Here is a 16,680-nt window from a genome sequence, read left to right as displayed (position 1 = left end):
TCGGGATCGTTATGTAATACCTAAATAAGACAATATGAAAACGATATATGACTTTGATGCTTTGCAATTCAATGGAACCATGAAATCTCTTGGAGATTTTGAAGGAAAGGTTTTATTGGTCGTCAATACAGCGAGTCAGTGTCTGTTCACAAGACAGTTTAAATCGCTCGAAAAACTCTATCAAAAGTATAAAGAAAGGGGATTTGAGGTACTGGCATTTCCGTCCAATAACTTTCGGAATCAAGAACCCCTGACTGGCAGTACATTGGAGACATTCTGTAGAATAAACCAGCAGGTCAGTTTTCCGGTTTTTAAACGTAGCCATGTCATTGGCACCTACACGACGGCATTGTATAGTTTCCTGTCAAATAAGGCGGAAAACGGGCATATAAATAGCAAGCCCACCTGGAACTTTCATAAATACTTGATCAACAGGCAGGGGGAAGTCGTGGATTTCTATTATCCTATGACTTCGCCATTGTCAGGTAAAATTTGTCGTAATATCGAACGACTTTTGGAGGAGTAACCTACAAACTTCCTACCTTTGGCCTGGGTTTCATACCAGTAAGACCTGTATGTGCCGGCTGTCTTCAACACAAGCCCGCAATATGGAGTGGTGAATTGTATCACACTGATTTTTGCCGATTTTGCTGATATTGGAAGCTATAAACAAAAAAAGATATAAATATGCTAAAACTAGATTTACTTGTCATTGCCGTGCATCCCGATGACGCAGAATTGGGTGCAGGCGGAGTAATGGCAAAATATGTTGCCGAAGGAAAAAAAGTGGGAATTCTAGACTTAACTAAGGGTGAACTGGGGACACGAGGTACTGCGGAGACCAGAGCACAAGAAGCAAAAGATGCAGCAGCTATTCTCGGACTGGCAGCGCGTGAAAATCTCGGTTTGAGAGACGGTTTTTTTGAAAATGCCATCGAGGAAAAAATGGCTATTATAAGTGCCATACGGAAATACCAGCCTGAAATCGTTATCACCAACGCGATTACTGACCGTCATCCGGATCATGGCAGAGCAGGGCAGCTTGTGAACGAAGCCTGCTTCCTTTCGGGGTTAAGAAAGGTGGAAACCAGAGATCAAAATAATCAAATCCAAGAAGCCTTTCGTCCACGTCTAGTATTGCAATTTGTGCAGGATTATTACATCAAACCCGATGTAGTCATCGATATTACGGACTACTATGCCATAAAGGAGAAATCAATCCTGGCCTATAAAACGCAATTCTATACGGGCGAAAATATCAATCCTGACGAGCCACAAACGTATATCTCCAATCCGGATTTTATGGAATCTACCGCTGCCAGAGCAAGGGAATTCGGTCGTTACATCCAGGCAAAGTATGCTGAAGGATTTACATCGAAAAAAATATTAGGCGTTGATGATCTATTCGATCTAAGATAACGAAGTTGCAATAAAGGATAAAGGAGTGAAAAGCCGAGGATTTTATGATACATAGAATCCTCGGCTTTTTTATAAACGGCAGGCAATCTATCAGGAGATAAAACCCTTTACATATTGTTTTGTGATTTCATGCTGTGGATTTAACAGCACTTGCTCAGTGGGACCAAATTCAAGGATTTCTCCACCATAAACAAAAATGATATAATCAGACACTCTTCGGGCTTGTCGTAAAATGTGTGTCACCAGAACAATGGTATAATCCTGCTTTAGTTCGATGAGTAGTTCTTCAATTTTTGCTGTGGATAGCGGGTCCAATGCAGAAGTTGATTCATCGCCAAGTATAATTTCGGGTTCTACAGCAAGTCCCCTCGCTAAGCAGAGCCGTTGTTGCTGTCCAATCGAAAGCCCGCTTGCGGAATGCCCCAAACGGTCCTTGACCTCATCCCATAGGGCTACATTTCGCAATTGTGTCTCGACAATCTTATCCAGTTCTTTTTTATTTTTAGTGCCATGTATGCGCGGGCCATAAGCTACGTTGTCGTAGATGGACATCGGTAATGGATAAGGTTTTTGGGATAAAAGTCCCATTTTTTTACGAATATGCGTTACTTCGGTATTTTTACCATAAATATCCTCACCGTTTACAAGCACAGATCCCGTTATTTCAACACCTTTTGTGTCGTCGACCAGGCGATTCAGGGTTTTCAGCAATGTGGTCTTGCCACAGCCTGAAGGTCCGATAATAGAGGTTACGCTATTGTTCGGTAAGGCAAGATTAATATTCTTTAAAATATGTCTCCCATCGATATATACATTGAGATCCTTGATCTGAATGTGAGGATCAGTCAAAGGACTGTTTAACGACGATTCTTTTGTTTCGATTGAAGGATATGCGTGCATACTACGATAATTAAAATGATGATAGTTAAAACCAGAGCCGAAGCATATGCTCGCCCCTGTACCTCAGGAATTGGACTGCTTAACTGAAAAAATATAGCCAAGGGAAGTGTTGCTGCTGGTTCGTCAATATATTTAGGCAAATTGTCACTGAACCCAGTCGTCAATAATACGCCCGCGACATCACCGATTGCCCTTCCGAACGCCAATAGAATAGCTGTCAATAATCCAGCACGAATACTCCGCAACATGACTTTCGCAAGCTCCCAGCGTGTGGTACCCAAGGAAAGAGTGACATTTTTCAGGTCTTCAGGAATCGTTTTGATCAGCTCGTCTACTGTACGTACCACAATAGGGATCGTCAATAGCGTGACTGTTATGATACCGCCCAATAGTGATGCTCTAATTCCAAAATAGACCATAATACCAAAGCCGACAGCACCATACACAATAGATGGTACTCCATAAAGCACATCAAACAACAGCTTCGAAAATTGTGTTACTTTGGATTTTGTACCCAAATAAATATTCAGGTAAAGTGATATTGGAATACCAATAAAAGCCGATAGGGCAGTCGCTACACCTGCTAGATAGAGTGAACCTAATATGGCGTTTAAGATTCCACCTTCTTTGCCGATGTAAAATCCGCCTTTGGGCAACTGACTGACCATTTCCCAATTGAGGTAGGGAAGTCCCTTATAGAGAATCGTACCTACAATAAAAAACAGGGAAGCGGTTACTGTAATTCCGGATAGATGCATGAAACCCTTCGCGATCTTTTCGCTTATTAATCTTCTTTTGGTGTTATCCATCTAAACCTCCTTCGAGTCGTCTCAATATAAGACGTGATATTAAATTGAAAATAAATATGATGACAAATAGCAATAGTGCTGAAAACATCAAAGCAGACTCATAAAGAGGGATGGACATCATCTCACCAAAATTGTTGGCGATTAAAGCGGGGATGGGATAACCGGCATCAAATATGGATGTGGGTACCTTGGGTACATTCCCGCAAACCATTAATACTGCAATCGTTTCTCCAAATGCCCGGGAGGTCGATAAGACTATGGCGGCGATGATACCAGGTTTTGCCTTTTTGAGAATAACATGTTTTATGGTATCCCATTTTGTTGCTCCCAAAGACAAAGAAGCAGCTTTTAATTCATACGGAATCGTTTGAAGCACCTCCACCATAATGGAAATCATGATCGGAAAAATCATGACCGCCAGTACGATGCCACCGGCTAATACCGAATAACCGGATGTCACCACACCAAAAATCGGAGCAATATAAAGCTGGATCAAAGGGACGATAAATAATACTCCCCAAACACCATATAATACCGGTGGTATGGCCGCCAAGATATTGACAAGCGGAAGCATCATGTTTTTTAGCGCATCCGAAGCGTATTCAGTCAGATAAACTGCCGTCAATATACACAGTGGTATTGCGATGGCAAGCGATATCAATGTGACAGCGAGTGTACCGGCGATAAAAGGCAGAAATCCGAATGAGCCCTTCATAGGTGCCCATACCTTATCTGTCAATAGCTGAAATATGTTGCTGTATTCAAATAGCGGAATGGATTTTACAGTTAAACCGACCGCAATAATAACGACAACTGATAGTGAAATCAGCAGTAACAAAAATGTGGACCGTTTTACTAAGGTATCTTTAACTAGACGTGTATTTAGCATGCTATAACTTATTTAGTTCGTCATTGATCAGTGTTTCACTCAATGGTACATAACCATTTTCAAGCAACTGTGACTGCGCCTGTTTCTGCAGCACAAAAGAGATAAATTCCTTCAAAAGCAGAGACTCTGTTTTATTACGTGTGACAAATGTCAGATCGCGGGAGGGGGGCGCGGGATATTTGCCTGCTGCAACAGCTCCGGTCAAGTCTGATAGCGATCCATAGAATTGCTCGTCGGCTTCAATCTGTCCATTTTTATTTAAATCCAATGGCAGTACATCAATATGGTCAAACACTTTGTTTGTCTTTAAATTATATACGTAATTAATATTGTTGAAGCCAATGCCAAACTTATCATCTTTAATAGCTTGGGCAATACCGGGATCACCAAAGATTCCAACGCCTTGCAGGTCTTCCTGTTTACGCCCAAAAAATTTGGCCCAGGTTTCTGCTGCTCCGGCGGCATCCGAACGTACATAAACATTAATCTGATCTGCAGTAAATTGCGGATCAATTTGATTCCATGTCTTAAATTTTCGACTGACAAAAATATCTGCAAGCTCATCCTCCGTTAAGCCGCGTTTCAGTAGTGCTTTATAATTCGGGTTAGCAGGATTCAATGTGCATATCACAGCATCTTTGGCTACAATAATAGGGACAGCACCTTTTTTGACTTCTTGTGGATGCAAATCTCGTGATACCAGACCAATGTCTACCATGCCTGTTAACACATCGGCAATTCCTTTTCCTGCACCGCCTGCAGAGATATTAAAACGGACATGCGGGTGAATTTTTTTGAAGTCTTCACTCCAGATTACAGCCAAAGGGTAGAGTGCGAAGGCTCCAGAAAGTGAAATATTACCTTCAAATCCATGCTCTTTACTATATCCATTCTTTACTTTTGGTGCGCAGGATGTGATCTTAAGTACGGTTATAAAGCTAAAAATCAGAATTATAAAATATCTCTTTATCGTTACACCCATTAGTCTACAGGTTTAGTATATTAAATTTTATACGGCAAATATATATTAATTTGGTAGATATTATAGAATATTAAAAAAATATTTTTACATTTGACTCGAGAAAAGAATACTAAATCAATAGATTTTATTTGTTTTATGCAAAGCTTCCGTACAGAATTAGAAAATCCAGTCGTGGAAAAGGAGATTATTGAACTTGAAAAAAAGATTCGATTATTTCACGAAGGTAAGATCGCTGATGAAAAATTTAGATCATTGCGTCTAGCCAGGGGAGTATATGGACAGAGACAACCAGGGGTTCAAATGGTTCGTATCAAACTTCCATTTGGAAAAGTTACTTTTAAACAGTTAATCAAAATAGCGGCAATATCTGATGAATATGCAAGTCGCAACCTGCACCTGACCACACGTCAGGATATTCAGATCCATTACGTTAGTCTGGATCGTACGCCAGAACTTTGGTCAAAATTGGCAGAGGATGATATTACCTTAAGGGAGGCCTGTGGTAATACCGTTCGTAATGTAACGGCTTCGCCAACTTCGGGTATTGATCCGAAGGAACCTTTTGATGTCTCGTCGTATGCACAGGCAACATTTGAATATTTTCTACGTAATCCGGTCTGTGCGGAGATGGGTAGAAAATTCAAGATGTCTTTTTCAGCAAGTGAAGAGGATACCGCTTTTTCCTATATTCATGACTTGGGTTTTATTCCAAAACTGAAGTATGTGGACGGTGTGGAAGTACGTGGTTTCAAAGTGCTGCTAGGTGGCGGACTGGGGTCGCAACCATTTTTAGCATCGCTAACAAATGAATTTCTTCCGGAAGATGAACTTATTCCTTACATAGAGGCTACATTAAGAGTATTCGACCGATATGGCGAGCGTAACAACCGAAATAAAGCCCGTTTTAAATACCTTATTCAAAAACTAGGTCTTGAAGAGGTATTAAATCTGATCGAAGCTGAAAAGATTGCTACAAAAGTAAAGACTTTTGCTATTGATCGAACCAAAATTGAGCAACCGCTGCCACCGGATGACAGCCAAATTACCGTACTTGATCTGGATACCGACTTAAATTATCAGGTATGGAAGAATACGAATACATTTGAACAAAAGCAAGCAGGTTATTACGGTGTCTATGTACGTGTTTCTACCGGGGATATCGGTACCGATAAAGCGCGGACCCTAGTCGCTGGCTTAAAAGATCTCGTTGCGGATGATATCCGGATAACACAAAACCAAAGTTTGTTATTGAAGTATGCAACCGAAAAAACGCTACCTCATATTTATCAATTACTCAAATCGCTGGATCTTGCGCAGGTAGGTTTCGACAGTACTGCAGATGTGACCACATGTCCCGGAACGGACACCTGTAATCTTGGTATTTCAAACAGTACCGAAATGGCGCGGGTCATCGAATCGTATATAGCCGAATTCCACCAAGATTTTGTTTTCAACAGAGACCTGAAAATCAAGATATCCGGTTGTATGAATTCATGCGGTCAACATGGACTGGCGCATATTGGTTTCCATGGCAGCTCGGTTAAAGCAGAGGGCAAGGTAGTTCCCGCTGCTCAGGTTATGCTTGGTGGTGGTACGATCGGCGACGGTGAAGGCCGGGTAGCCGAACGGATTATCAAAGTACCGACCAAAAGGGTATTGCATGTGGTTGAATTCGTATTGAACGATTATAAAAAGAATGCTGAAGAGACCGAGAATTTCCATGCGTATTACGACAGACAGGGTAAAAATTATTTTTACAATCTATTAAAACCACTGTCGGATCTGACGACGCTTGCGGAAGATGAATTTGTGGATTGGGGACATGAAGGTACTTTCCAAACAGCGATAGGCGTGGGTGAGTGTGCCGGGGTGGTGATTGATTTAGTGGCAACATTAATTTATGAGGCGGAGGAAAAACTACAATGGGCAAATGAGACATTTGGGGAAGCAAAATTCGCAGACGCTATCTATCATGCTTACAATGCCTTTGTTCAGGCAGCGAAAGCTTTGCTATTAGATAAAGGTATCAGTGCAAGCACACAAAATACAGTGATCAACGAATTCCAGACACATTTTGTGGAGTCCGGGGAATATAACTTTGATCAGTCATTTCCGGAACTTGTCTTACAAATCAGCAAAAATGAACCTACTGAGGGCTTTGCAACAGGCTATCTACAAGAGGCCACAAAGTTTATCAATGAGGTTTATCAACGTAAAAATTTAACGCCTGTATTGGCTTAGGAGGGAACGGAATGTCGATAGAAGCAAAAGTAACTTTGGTAGGCGCTGGGCCGGGAGACCCAGACTTGATTAGCCTCAAAGGGATCAAAGCAATCCAGAAAGCGGATGTTATTTTGTATGACGCGCTTGTCAATGAAGAACTATTGGATTATGCGAAAACAGATTGTATAAAAATTTACGTCGGAAAACGTGCCGAACAGCTTTCAACCTCTCAAGATGAAATTAATCGCCTATTGGTTGACTATGCTTTGAATTATGGGCATGTTGTGCGCTTGAAAGGAGGGGATCCATTTGTCTTTGGACGCGGTGGTGAGGAGATCGATCATGTGGCACAATATGGTATTGGAACAGCAGTCATACCGGGTATTTCCTCCGCAATTGGTCTGACAGGGTTACAGCAGATTCCTCTGACTTATAGGGGGATCAGCGAAAGTTTTTGGGTGATAACCGGATCAAAATCCGATGGCAGCTTGTCCAGCGACCTATATTTGGCTGCCGAGTCCAAAGCGACTGTCGTTGTCTTAATGGGATATGGAAAACTGGCTGAGATCGTGGCTATTTACCGGGATAAGAATCTTCATGATTTACCAATCGCATTGATTCAGAACGGCTCATTACCTAATGAAAAGATTGTATTGGGTACAATGGAAAATATATTGGATGAATCTACCGAAAAAAGACTTGGTGTACCGGCTATTATAATTATTGGTGAAGTCGTAGCAAAACACAGGGCGTTTCAACAGATTAAAGAAAAAGCTTTAGCTTTGTAGCTATGAACCAACTATTTCCCATATTCATCAAACTCAATCAAATTCATACCCTATTAGTAGGAGGAGGGAATGTTGCGATGGAAAAATTTCAAGCACTTGTATCAAATGATAACGCTTTGAATTTAAACATAGTAGCGAAAGAAATTGTCCCAGAATTTGAAATACTGATCAAGCAATATCCTCAAATTAAACTCAATATACGTCCTTTTGAGATAAATGATCTCGAAAATATGCAGCTTGTCATAGCTGCAACGAATAATCGAGAATTAAATGAACAATTGCGCGAATTGACTGCATTTAATAATATCCTTTTCAATGCAGCAGACAAACCAGAATTATGTGATTTCTATCTGGGATCTATTGTGAAAAAAGGTGATCTAAAAGTAGCAATTTCAACCAATGGTAAGTCACCTACAATCGCAAAACGAATCAAAGAGCTGTTAAATGAAATGTTGCCGGAAGAGATTGACGAGACATTATCGTTGATGAGTGCGTATCGAGAACAACTGAAAGGTGATTTTGAATATAAGGTAAAGAAGCTGAACGAACATACCAAAAATATATTACGTCATGAGCGTTAAGGAAATTAAAGAAATTATCGGCGATAAAAAGGGGGCGGAGATGCTGCAGACAATTGCAGCACGATATCCTTCTGAAGTTGTTTTTTCGACTTCTTTTGGGATAGAAGATCAGATTATCACTGAATGGATCGGCAAAAATAATATCGGTATCGAGATTTTTACGTTGGATACTGGACGATTGTTCAAAGAAACGTACTCCTTGTGGAGCCGTACATTGGAACGTTATCAGTTGAATATCAAGACATACACACCGGATACAACATTGCTGGAAGATTTTATCAGTAAAAAGGGACCTAATTCTTTCTATGAATCTGTTGAAAATCGTAAAGAATGTTGTCGGATCAGGAAGATTGAACCCTTGCAGCGTGCTATCAAAGGAAAAAAAATTTGGATTACCGGCATTCGGTCTGAACAATCGGTCAACAGACATGATATGGATTTTGTAGAGTATGATGAAGTAAATGATATCATAAAAATCCATCCGCTGTTTGACTGGACCTTCGAGCAGGTAAAAATGTATTGCAAGGAACAGTATATTCCCTATAATGTATTACATGACAAAGGATTTCCGAGCATTGGCTGCCAACCTTGTACAAGGGCTATTCAGGAAGGAGAAGATTTTCGGGCCGGAAGATGGTGGTGGGAAGATCAGAGTAAAAAAGAATGTGGTTTACATGCTGTTAAATCTTAATCTTAAAAAAGCGTAAACCCGAATTCATTAAATCAAATTTATTATTTCAAAGAATGGACTATTTAGATCATTTAGAAGCGGAAGCAATATATATATTAAGAGAAGTCGCCGGACAGTTTGAAAAACCGGCATTATTATTCTCGGGCGGAAAAGATTCCATCACATTGGTTCATCTGGCAAAAAAAGCTTTTAGGCCGGGTAAATTTCCCTTTCCTCTGGTTCATATTGATACGGGGCACAATTTCCCGGAAACTATTGCTTTCCGTGACAGCCTTATTGAAGAGATCGGAGAAAAACTGATTGTGGGCTATGTACAAGATAGTATAGATCAGGGCAAAGTCGTTGAGCAAAAAGGAAAAAATGCAAGTCGTAATGCACTTCAGACTGTCACCTTACTCGAGACAATCTCGAAACACGGTTTCGATGCATGTATCGGAGGGGCACGCAGAGATGAGGAGAAGGCGCGGGCAAAAGAACGTATTTTCTCAGTGCGTGATGAGTTTGGACAATGGGACCCAAAAAGACAAAGACCTGAGCTGTGGAGTATTTTCAACGGTAAGATAAACAAAGGCGAGAATGTACGGGTATTTCCGATTTCAAATTGGACTGAGCTCGATGTCTGGAATTATATCAAACGCGAACAAATCGCATTGCCATCCATTTATTTTAGCCATGAACGGGAGGTAATTACCCGTAACGGACAATTAATGGCAGCTGCACCATTTTTAAATATTGATGCGGATGATGTTATCGAAACTAAATCTGTTCGTTTCAGGACCGTGGGTGACATGACCTGTACAGCAGCAGTAGATTCTACAGCAATTGCATTGGATGATATCATCGCGGAAATCAAAGCATCAACAGTCAGTGAACGTGGGGCCCGGATGGATGACAAAGTATCCGAGGCAGCAATGGAAGAACGCAAAAAACAGGGGTATTTTTAATTCCTCAAATCTAAACTTGATATTGACAACAATGAATATATTGAAATTTATAACAGCTGGTTCGGTAGACGATGGTAAGAGTACGCTAATAGGTCGATTGCTATACGATACCAATTCTATTTTGGACGATCAATTGGAAGCGATACAACGTGCCAATCGAAAAAATGATGATGGAACAGTAGATTTAGCGATATTAACAGATGGATTAAAAGCAGAACGCGAACAAGGAATAACCATCGATGTTGCTTACAAATATTTTCAGACCGATCAGCGAAAATACATTATCGCTGATGCTCCCGGCCATATCCAATATACGCGAAATATGGTTACTGGTGCGTCTAATTCTGAGCTGATTATTATCTTGGTAGACGCAAGGAAGGGAGTGATTGAACAAACTAAAAGGCATTCATTTATTGCTAAATTGCTAGCGATGAAGCAGGTATTAGTATGTGTCAATAAAATGGATATGGTGGATTATAGCGCCGCTGTTTTTGAACAAATCAAAAATGACTATCAGCAATTGGCTGCCAATCTAGGACTTCAGGACGTTGATTTTATCCCTGTATCCGCATTGAAAGGTGACAATATTGTTCATAAATCTGAGCGTATGCTCTGGTATTCAGGAGAATCGTTGTTGGACTACCTGGAAAATGTTGAAATTCACGAAAATCAGGCAGCGAACTGGAGATTCCCGGTACAATGGGTTGTAAGGCCACAAACGGATGACCTCCATGATTATAGGGGATATGCAGGTCGAGTGTTAGGAGAGGGGCTTACGGTAGGTGATCAGGTAATCATTTATCCTTCAGAAACATACAGCACTGTGAAGGCCATAGAATTTAACGGTCTGCAGCTTGACCGGGCAGAAAATGGACAGTCAGTTATTCTTCATTTAACAGACGATGTGGACATTAGTCGCGGCGACACGATTGCAAATGTTGAAAAACAACCAAAATTTGAGCGCAATATACAGGCAAATGTATGTTGGTTTGACAATAAACCTCTGGATACCGAACAGATCTATTTGCTACAGAGCCATAGTAAATTGACAAAAATAAAGATTGTTGATGTGCTTTATAAATTTGACATCAATACACAGGAAAAAGTCTTTAACGAAACGATCAAGCTCAATGATATTGGCCGGATCGCGATCAAATCTGCTGAAAATATTGTATTCGATTTACAGGCAGAAAATGCCGCGAATTCGCAAGCGATCGTGATTGATCCACGGACTAATCTAACAGTTGGCGCGCTGATGATTCAAGCTGTTGATTAATAATTTTATCTGTAAATATTCAACCTAAATATTTATTAAGGAATCCGGGCGCAATGCCCGGATTCCTTTTTTATTTACAATAATTCTTTTAAAAGCTGCTGTTTTCATGAATCTATATAGTTATTATAATTTATATTATGTTAAATAGTGATTTATAAATCCACCCTTCTACACGACAATTTGCACAATTATGATAATACTTGAGTATAGAAATTTTGTTTTTATGGAACAAATTTAGTGTAACGCTGTAAGTTCTTGTAAATATTAAAATTTATAAGAACTATATTGCACAAATTACGACGTTTTGTCTGTTTTGTTGTAAGAACGAAATTGATTCTTCTTTTTATTCAAAATGTCGAATAAAATACATAGATGATTTGATTTAGGCTACATTTCGATATAATCAAGCTAGATTAGCTTATATAGTATAGAATTCGAAATTTCATTATAATTACTTAAAATTTGTAAAAAATTAATAAAAATTGGTTTTCTATTAAAAAATACATAAATTAGTGCCAGCCAAAGGGAAATTTTACTAATTAAAACATGTCAAAAAATTTTAACGAGTTCATTGCGAGCGTTGAGAAACGCAATCCAAATGAACCAGAATTCTTACAAGCAGTAAAAGAAGTTACAGAGGATTTATTTCCTTATATCACCAACAATCATCCTGAATTTTTCGATCAAAAAATTCTTGAACGCCTTACTGAACCTGAACGCATTATCTCTTTTCGTGTAACTTGGTTAGATGATAATCATCAAGTACAGGTAAACCGTGGGTACCGTGTGCAAATGAATAGTTCTATAGGTCCATATAAAGGAGGACTCCGCTTCGCTCCTTCTGTGAATCAGAGTATCTTGAAATTCCTAGCTTTTGAACAAGTTTTCAAAAATAGTTTAACCGGCTTGCCGATCGGTGGTGGTAAAGGTGGTTCTGATTTTGATCCTAAAGGTAAATCAGATAATGAAATTATGCGTTTTTGCCAAAGTTTTATGACAGAATTATATCGCCATATCGGGGCAGATACAGATGTTCCTGCTGGGGATATTGGTGTCGGTGGGCGTGAAATTGGCTTTTTATTCGGACAGTTTAAACGCCTTCAGAATAATTTTACTGGGGTTCTGACAGGTAAAGGAGAGCTATGGGGTGGTTCCTATATTCGTCCCGAAGCTACTGGATATGGCCTATTATATTTCGTCGACTGCATATTTAAACATAAAGGACAATCCTTAAAAGGGAAAGTGGCAACAGTTTCTGGTGCTGGTAATGTTGCATTTTACGCGGTTGAAAAAGCAATGCAATTAGGGGCAAAAGTAATTACTGTTTCTAACAGCCTGGGTACACTATACGATCCAGATGGCTTTGACAAGGAAAAAATGGCTTTTGGAGCAACTTTGGGGCGGAATTTGGACCAATATCCTGCTCATTATCCAAATGCACAATTTTTACCGGGACAAAAACCTTGGCAGTTTAAATGTGATATCGCTCTACCATGTGCGACGCAAAATGAACTGGATGAATCGGACGCGAAAACGCTTGTGGCAAATGGTTGTATCTGTGTCGCTGAGGGCGCTAATATGCCTTCCACTGCCGAAGCAATTAAGGTTTTCTTAGATGCTAAAATTAGTTTTGCTCCAGGGAAGGCGGCGAATGCCGGTGGTGTTGCTGTCAGTGGCTTGGAGATGTCCCAAAATTCGATCCGTACACAATGGTGTACCGAAGAAGTCGATAACCGACTGAAAACAATTATGGAAAGCATTCACGAGACTTGTTTGAAATATGGCAAAGAAAGTGATTTTGTAAACTACTTAAAAGGTGCCAATATTGGCGGCTTTATTAAAGTAGCTAATGCCATGAAAGCTCAGGGAGTTGTATAATCTCAGCCTTTTTCTAATCATATCATAATCCTGAACGCTCAAATGTATTTCATTTGGGCGTTTTTTTATACTTTTATGGTAATTTTTAAAACAAGAGATTTACATGAGATTAATAGCGGAACTCCCCCATCCTGATTGCAAGATTTCGATCTTTGGAATGAATCAAAAATTCATCATCAAATTTGAACAAGGGAGTTTGGAGCAATCCTATAAATTAGCTGAAGCTGATGTTGTAGGTGGAGTCAATGGAGTATTTGAAATGCTTGATGATGAATTTATGAAAAAGGTTTTAGACCTGTTTTCCCAAATGAGAGCCTCAATTTTGGAAACATATAATAAATATCAATAATTACTATATATGGTATTTATAACATACTGAATATTTATTAGTTATAAATAAAAAACCTTCAACACAAAATAAAATTTGGCTTTGGAGGTTTTTTTATACCCTAAACAAATTGTTTAAATTGAACTATAAATACATATAAAACATATACCTATCTGATAAATAGTATTATTATATGTGTGTACAAAATTTTATTTTGCAAGCAAATTCGCCAAATAATCAACACCTTTGCTCGCTTTTTCCGTAATTTTAATAACTACCGGTGGCACATTGTATTGCTCAGCATTGGGGTCAATTAGAATCAATTTACAATCAGGTTTAGTTTCATAAATCAGGTTGGCTGCTGGGTATACTTGTAAGGAAGTTCCGATGGTGATAAAGACATCTGCTTGTCTTGCCAATTTATAAGCTTCATTCATATTTGGCACCTGCTCCCCAAACCAAACGACATGCGGCCGTAGCTGAGAACCCAATTCACATTGATCACCAGTCTTGATGTCAGCTCCCTCTATATCATAAATTAGATTAGGATTTACAGAAGATTGTGATTTCCGAATTTGCCCATGTAAATGTAGAACCTTATTACTTCCAGCACGCTCATGTAGATCATCTATATTTTGAGTAATGATGGTGATATCATATTCCTTCTCAAGTTCAGCTAATTTCAAATGTGCATGATTAGGTTGCACACTGAGGCAATCTGCTCTTCTTTTATTATAAAATTTCTGTACTAATTCCGGGTCACGTTGCCAGGCTTCAGGTGTTGCGACATCTTCAATTCGATGACCTTCCCAAAGTCCGTCCGACCCTCTAAAGGTCGGAAGTCCACTTTCAACAGATATACCAGCGCCAGTAAAAACGACTATCTTTTTCATAAATATGGATTAAAAAAAATCGGTTTCATTATTCAATGAAACCGACTGTAAAAATAATTGTGTTTTTTATTTTACAAAATATCTGTGTTCAATTACTGTTGCTTCAGGTTTCTTTTCTTCAATTGCCTCCTTTATTGGGCAACTTCCTGTAACACCTCTAAGAATAAGTGCACCACCTAAAGTGATTCCTGAAAATGCTGTAATGGGGTTCTTCAAAAGCTTTCTTGCGCCCATTCCAACAATAAATCCACCAGCAATTACCGATAATATACGTTCTGAAGTACCTACGTTTCCATATTCGCAGGATTCCTCGAGTTTAGTTTTTACCTTGTCTATTGCAAAATTTAAAATACCGCTCATAATTTTCGAAATTTAATCCTATACAATATAACGATTGAAATATTAAAATGTTTCTACTTGGGTATAAATTTTGTGTTTAGGACATTAATATTTGTAAATTCATACAGAAAAGAAAAACATGCGCGTAAAAAAATATTCAGGTGAGCTGGTGCCTTTTGATGAAACAGCATTACGACGCTCCTTAACCCGTTCCGGAGCAAATGAACAAGAAGTAAATTTGGTATATAACTCCATTAAAGGTTCTTTATATGATGGGATTACCACTAAAGAACTCTATGAGATGGCATTTAATGCTCTGAGAGGCAAGAAAAATTCTTATGCTGCTCGTTACAGCCTTAAGAGAGCAATTCGCGAATTGGGCCCTGAAGGTTTCTATTTTGAGAAATGGATTGCACGCTTATTTCAGGAAGACGGTTATGAAGCCGTGACTGGCCAAACTGTACAAGGTCATGCTGTAAGCCATGAGATTGATGTCGTTGCCCTGAAGGGAGATGAAATGCTAGCCATTGAATGCAAATTCAGAAATGATGCCGATGCGAAGATATCTGTGACCACTCCTATGTATTTTAAGTCCAGAAAGGAAGATATCACCGGGATATCATATACTTTCTTCAATAAGAATCATGAGTTTACCGATGGCTGGTTGGTTACCAATGCCTATTTAACCTCTGATTCTGTTACATTTGGTGAATATTATAAGGTAAATCTATTGTCCTGGGATTATCCCAAGGGAAGCTGTTTAAAAACCAGAGTAGATAGCAATGCGGAGTATCCAGTTACCTGCTTAACCAATATTACAGCCCAGGATAAAGCGATGTTATTGAAGTTTCAATGTATTTTAGTAAAAGATTTAGTGAAATCGCCTCAAATATTAGATAAAATTCAAGTTGCTAAAGATAAACAAAAACTTATCCTCAAGGAGGCGAATGAATTAATTAACAGTCCATTAGAACATGAGTAATAAATTTGTAAGAGAAGAGATAAATTTTCTCAAAGGCGCTCGGGGACGTTGGAATGAGTTGAAATATGCACTTGGCGTAGTATTTCAATTCATGAAAGGATTTCGGACCTTACATTTCGTTGGTCCCTGTGTCACAGTATTTGGTTCGGCTCGATTTGGAGAAGACCATCCCTATTATATTCAGGCAAGGGAGCTATCTGCGAAGCTTGCGGAACAAGGATTTACCATTATGACTGGCGGTGGCCCCGGAATTATGGAAGCCGCAAACCGTGGTGCGAAAGATGTCGATGGAAATTCTGTAGGCTGTAATATCGTATTACCTCATGAACAGATGCATAACCCCTATATGGATAAGTTCGTGAATATCGAATATTTCTTCGTAAGAAAGGAATTGCTACGCAAGTATTCATTTGCCTTCGTCATTATGCCAGGCGGTTTTGGAACCTTAGATGAGTTTTTCGAAACCCTAACCCTCATCCAAACGAAGAAGATCTCGCAGTTCCCCATCGTTATTATGGGAATGGATTACCATAAAAACATCAAAGAACATGTTGATATGATGATTGAAGCCAAAACCATCAGTCCTGAAGACCAGGATCTATTATTGTTCACCGATGATATCCATGAAGCTGCGCTTCATATCATGAAATACGCTAATACCAATAAAATTGTCGAACTCAAAGAACCAAAACCTAGTTGGATACTGGGTGAGAAAAAGGCGATTTAGAAAACAAACTGTTGCCCCTATGGGGCTGTAC

General features: G+C 39.3%; 18 protein-coding genes. 12 read left to right on the top strand and 6 right to left on the bottom strand.

The genetic code is table 11. The features are described 5' to 3' along the window. The first annotated feature begins 34 nt into the window (after positions 1–34). On the top strand, positions 35–526 hold the full coding sequence (locus B4A24_RS15690) for a glutathione peroxidase (protein WP_293946044.1): 492 nt from the start codon (positions 35–37) through the stop codon (positions 524–526). A 161-nt stretch (positions 527–687) separates the two neighbouring features. Continuing rightward, positions 688–1,419 carry a bacillithiol biosynthesis deacetylase BshB1 gene (gene bshB1, locus B4A24_RS15685; RefSeq protein WP_293946043.1) on the top strand — a complete coding sequence of 244 codons (732 nt, stop codon included), beginning with the start codon at positions 688–690 and terminating at the stop codon, positions 1,417–1,419. A 90-nt stretch (positions 1,420–1,509) separates the two neighbouring features. Here bshB1 and B4A24_RS15680 read toward each other — a convergent pair whose 3' ends face one another. From B4A24_RS15680 to B4A24_RS15665, 4 genes are read right to left on the bottom strand one after another with little or no spacing between them, the layout of a single operon-like run. Further along, positions 1,510–2,319: a phosphate ABC transporter ATP-binding protein gene (locus B4A24_RS15680; protein ID WP_172394117.1), complete on the bottom strand. Its 810-nt coding sequence runs from the start codon at positions 2,317–2,319 to the stop codon at positions 1,510–1,512. Further along, the gene (locus B4A24_RS15675) at positions 2,277–3,128 is read right to left on the bottom strand and encodes a PstA family ABC transporter permease (protein WP_293946042.1); all 852 of its coding nucleotides are present in this window, start codon (positions 3,126–3,128) and stop codon (positions 2,277–2,279) included. The genes B4A24_RS15680 and B4A24_RS15675 overlap by 43 nt, the downstream gene beginning before the upstream one ends. Then, positions 3,121–4,017 carry a phosphate ABC transporter permease subunit PstC gene (gene pstC / locus B4A24_RS15670; RefSeq protein ID WP_108634290.1) on the bottom strand — a complete coding sequence of 299 codons (897 nt, stop codon included), beginning with the start codon at positions 4,015–4,017 and terminating at the stop codon, positions 3,121–3,123. The genes B4A24_RS15675 and pstC overlap by 8 nt, the downstream gene beginning before the upstream one ends. Before the next feature lies 1 nt (position 4,018). Then, positions 4,019–4,999, bottom strand: coding sequence for a PstS family phosphate ABC transporter substrate-binding protein (locus B4A24_RS15665; RefSeq protein ID WP_288808533.1), 981 nt, complete (start codon positions 4,997–4,999; stop codon positions 4,019–4,021). A gap of 135 nt (positions 5,000–5,134) precedes the next feature. Here B4A24_RS15665 and B4A24_RS15660 point away from each other — a divergent pair, with 135 nt between their 5' ends. The 8 genes from B4A24_RS15660 to B4A24_RS15625 all read left to right on the top strand — a co-directional run bounded on the left by B4A24_RS15660 (position 5,135) and on the right by B4A24_RS15625 (position 13,729). Next, a complete protein-coding gene (locus B4A24_RS15660; RefSeq protein WP_293946041.1) occupies positions 5,135–7,240 on the top strand; it encodes a HEPN domain-containing protein in 2,106 nt (701 codons plus the stop codon). A gap of 11 nt (positions 7,241–7,251) precedes the next feature. After that, positions 7,252–8,010 (top strand): uroporphyrinogen-III C-methyltransferase, encoded by a 759-nt coding sequence (gene cobA, locus B4A24_RS15655; protein WP_293946040.1) that lies wholly within the window; start codon positions 7,252–7,254, stop codon positions 8,008–8,010. Between the two features lie 2 nt (positions 8,011–8,012). Beyond that, positions 8,013–8,591, top strand: a complete 579-nt coding sequence (locus B4A24_RS15650; protein WP_286857381.1) for a precorrin-2 dehydrogenase/sirohydrochlorin ferrochelatase family protein — start codon at positions 8,013–8,015, stop codon at positions 8,589–8,591. Further along, positions 8,581–9,282, top strand: coding sequence for a phosphoadenylyl-sulfate reductase (locus B4A24_RS15645; RefSeq protein ID WP_286857380.1), 702 nt, complete (start codon positions 8,581–8,583; stop codon positions 9,280–9,282). Before B4A24_RS15650 ends, B4A24_RS15645 begins: the two co-directional genes overlap by 11 nt. Positions 9,283–9,335: 53 nt before the next feature. Then, positions 9,336–10,226: a sulfate adenylyltransferase subunit CysD gene (gene cysD, locus B4A24_RS15640; protein WP_172394109.1), complete on the top strand. Its 891-nt coding sequence runs from the start codon at positions 9,336–9,338 to the stop codon at positions 10,224–10,226. A 31-nt stretch (positions 10,227–10,257) separates the two neighbouring features. Next, complete coding sequence (locus tag B4A24_RS15635; protein ID WP_293946039.1) at positions 10,258–11,502, top strand: sulfate adenylyltransferase subunit 1; 1,245 nt, start codon at positions 10,258–10,260, stop codon at positions 11,500–11,502. A 546-nt stretch (positions 11,503–12,048) separates the two neighbouring features. After that, positions 12,049–13,380, top strand: a complete 1,332-nt coding sequence (gdhA, locus tag B4A24_RS15630) for an NADP-specific glutamate dehydrogenase (protein ID WP_293946038.1) — start codon at positions 12,049–12,051, stop codon at positions 13,378–13,380. Between the two features lie 103 nt (positions 13,381–13,483). Then, a complete protein-coding gene (locus B4A24_RS15625) occupies positions 13,484–13,729 on the top strand; it encodes a hypothetical protein (RefSeq protein ID WP_293946037.1) in 246 nt (81 codons plus the stop codon). Between the two features lie 188 nt (positions 13,730–13,917). Here the strand turns inward: B4A24_RS15625 and B4A24_RS15620 are convergent, their stop codons facing one another. After that, positions 13,918–14,601, bottom strand: coding sequence for an SIR2 family NAD-dependent protein deacylase (locus B4A24_RS15620; RefSeq protein ID WP_293946036.1), 684 nt, complete (start codon positions 14,599–14,601; stop codon positions 13,918–13,920). A gap of 66 nt (positions 14,602–14,667) precedes the next feature. After that, positions 14,668–14,961 (bottom strand): YgaP family membrane protein, encoded by a 294-nt coding sequence (locus B4A24_RS15615; RefSeq protein WP_094256439.1) that lies wholly within the window; start codon positions 14,959–14,961, stop codon positions 14,668–14,670. Between the two features lie 118 nt (positions 14,962–15,079). Between B4A24_RS15615 and B4A24_RS15610 the strand changes: the two genes are divergently transcribed. Continuing rightward, positions 15,080–15,922, top strand: coding sequence for an ATP cone domain-containing protein (locus tag B4A24_RS15610; RefSeq protein WP_293946035.1), 843 nt, complete (start codon positions 15,080–15,082; stop codon positions 15,920–15,922). Beyond that, complete coding sequence (locus B4A24_RS15605) at positions 15,915–16,649, top strand: TIGR00730 family Rossman fold protein (protein ID WP_293946034.1); 735 nt, start codon at positions 15,915–15,917, stop codon at positions 16,647–16,649. The genes B4A24_RS15610 and B4A24_RS15605 overlap by 8 nt, the downstream gene beginning before the upstream one ends. Positions 16,650–16,680: the final 31 nt, after the last annotated feature.

The organism is Sphingobacterium sp. UBA7249, from assembly GCF_002472835.1.
In the GTDB taxonomy this organism is placed as follows: Bacteria; Bacteroidota; Bacteroidia; order Sphingobacteriales; family Sphingobacteriaceae; genus Sphingobacterium; species Sphingobacterium prati.
The sequence above is the reverse complement of the archived record's forward strand: the minus strand, read 5'-3'. Positions and strand labels throughout refer to the sequence as shown.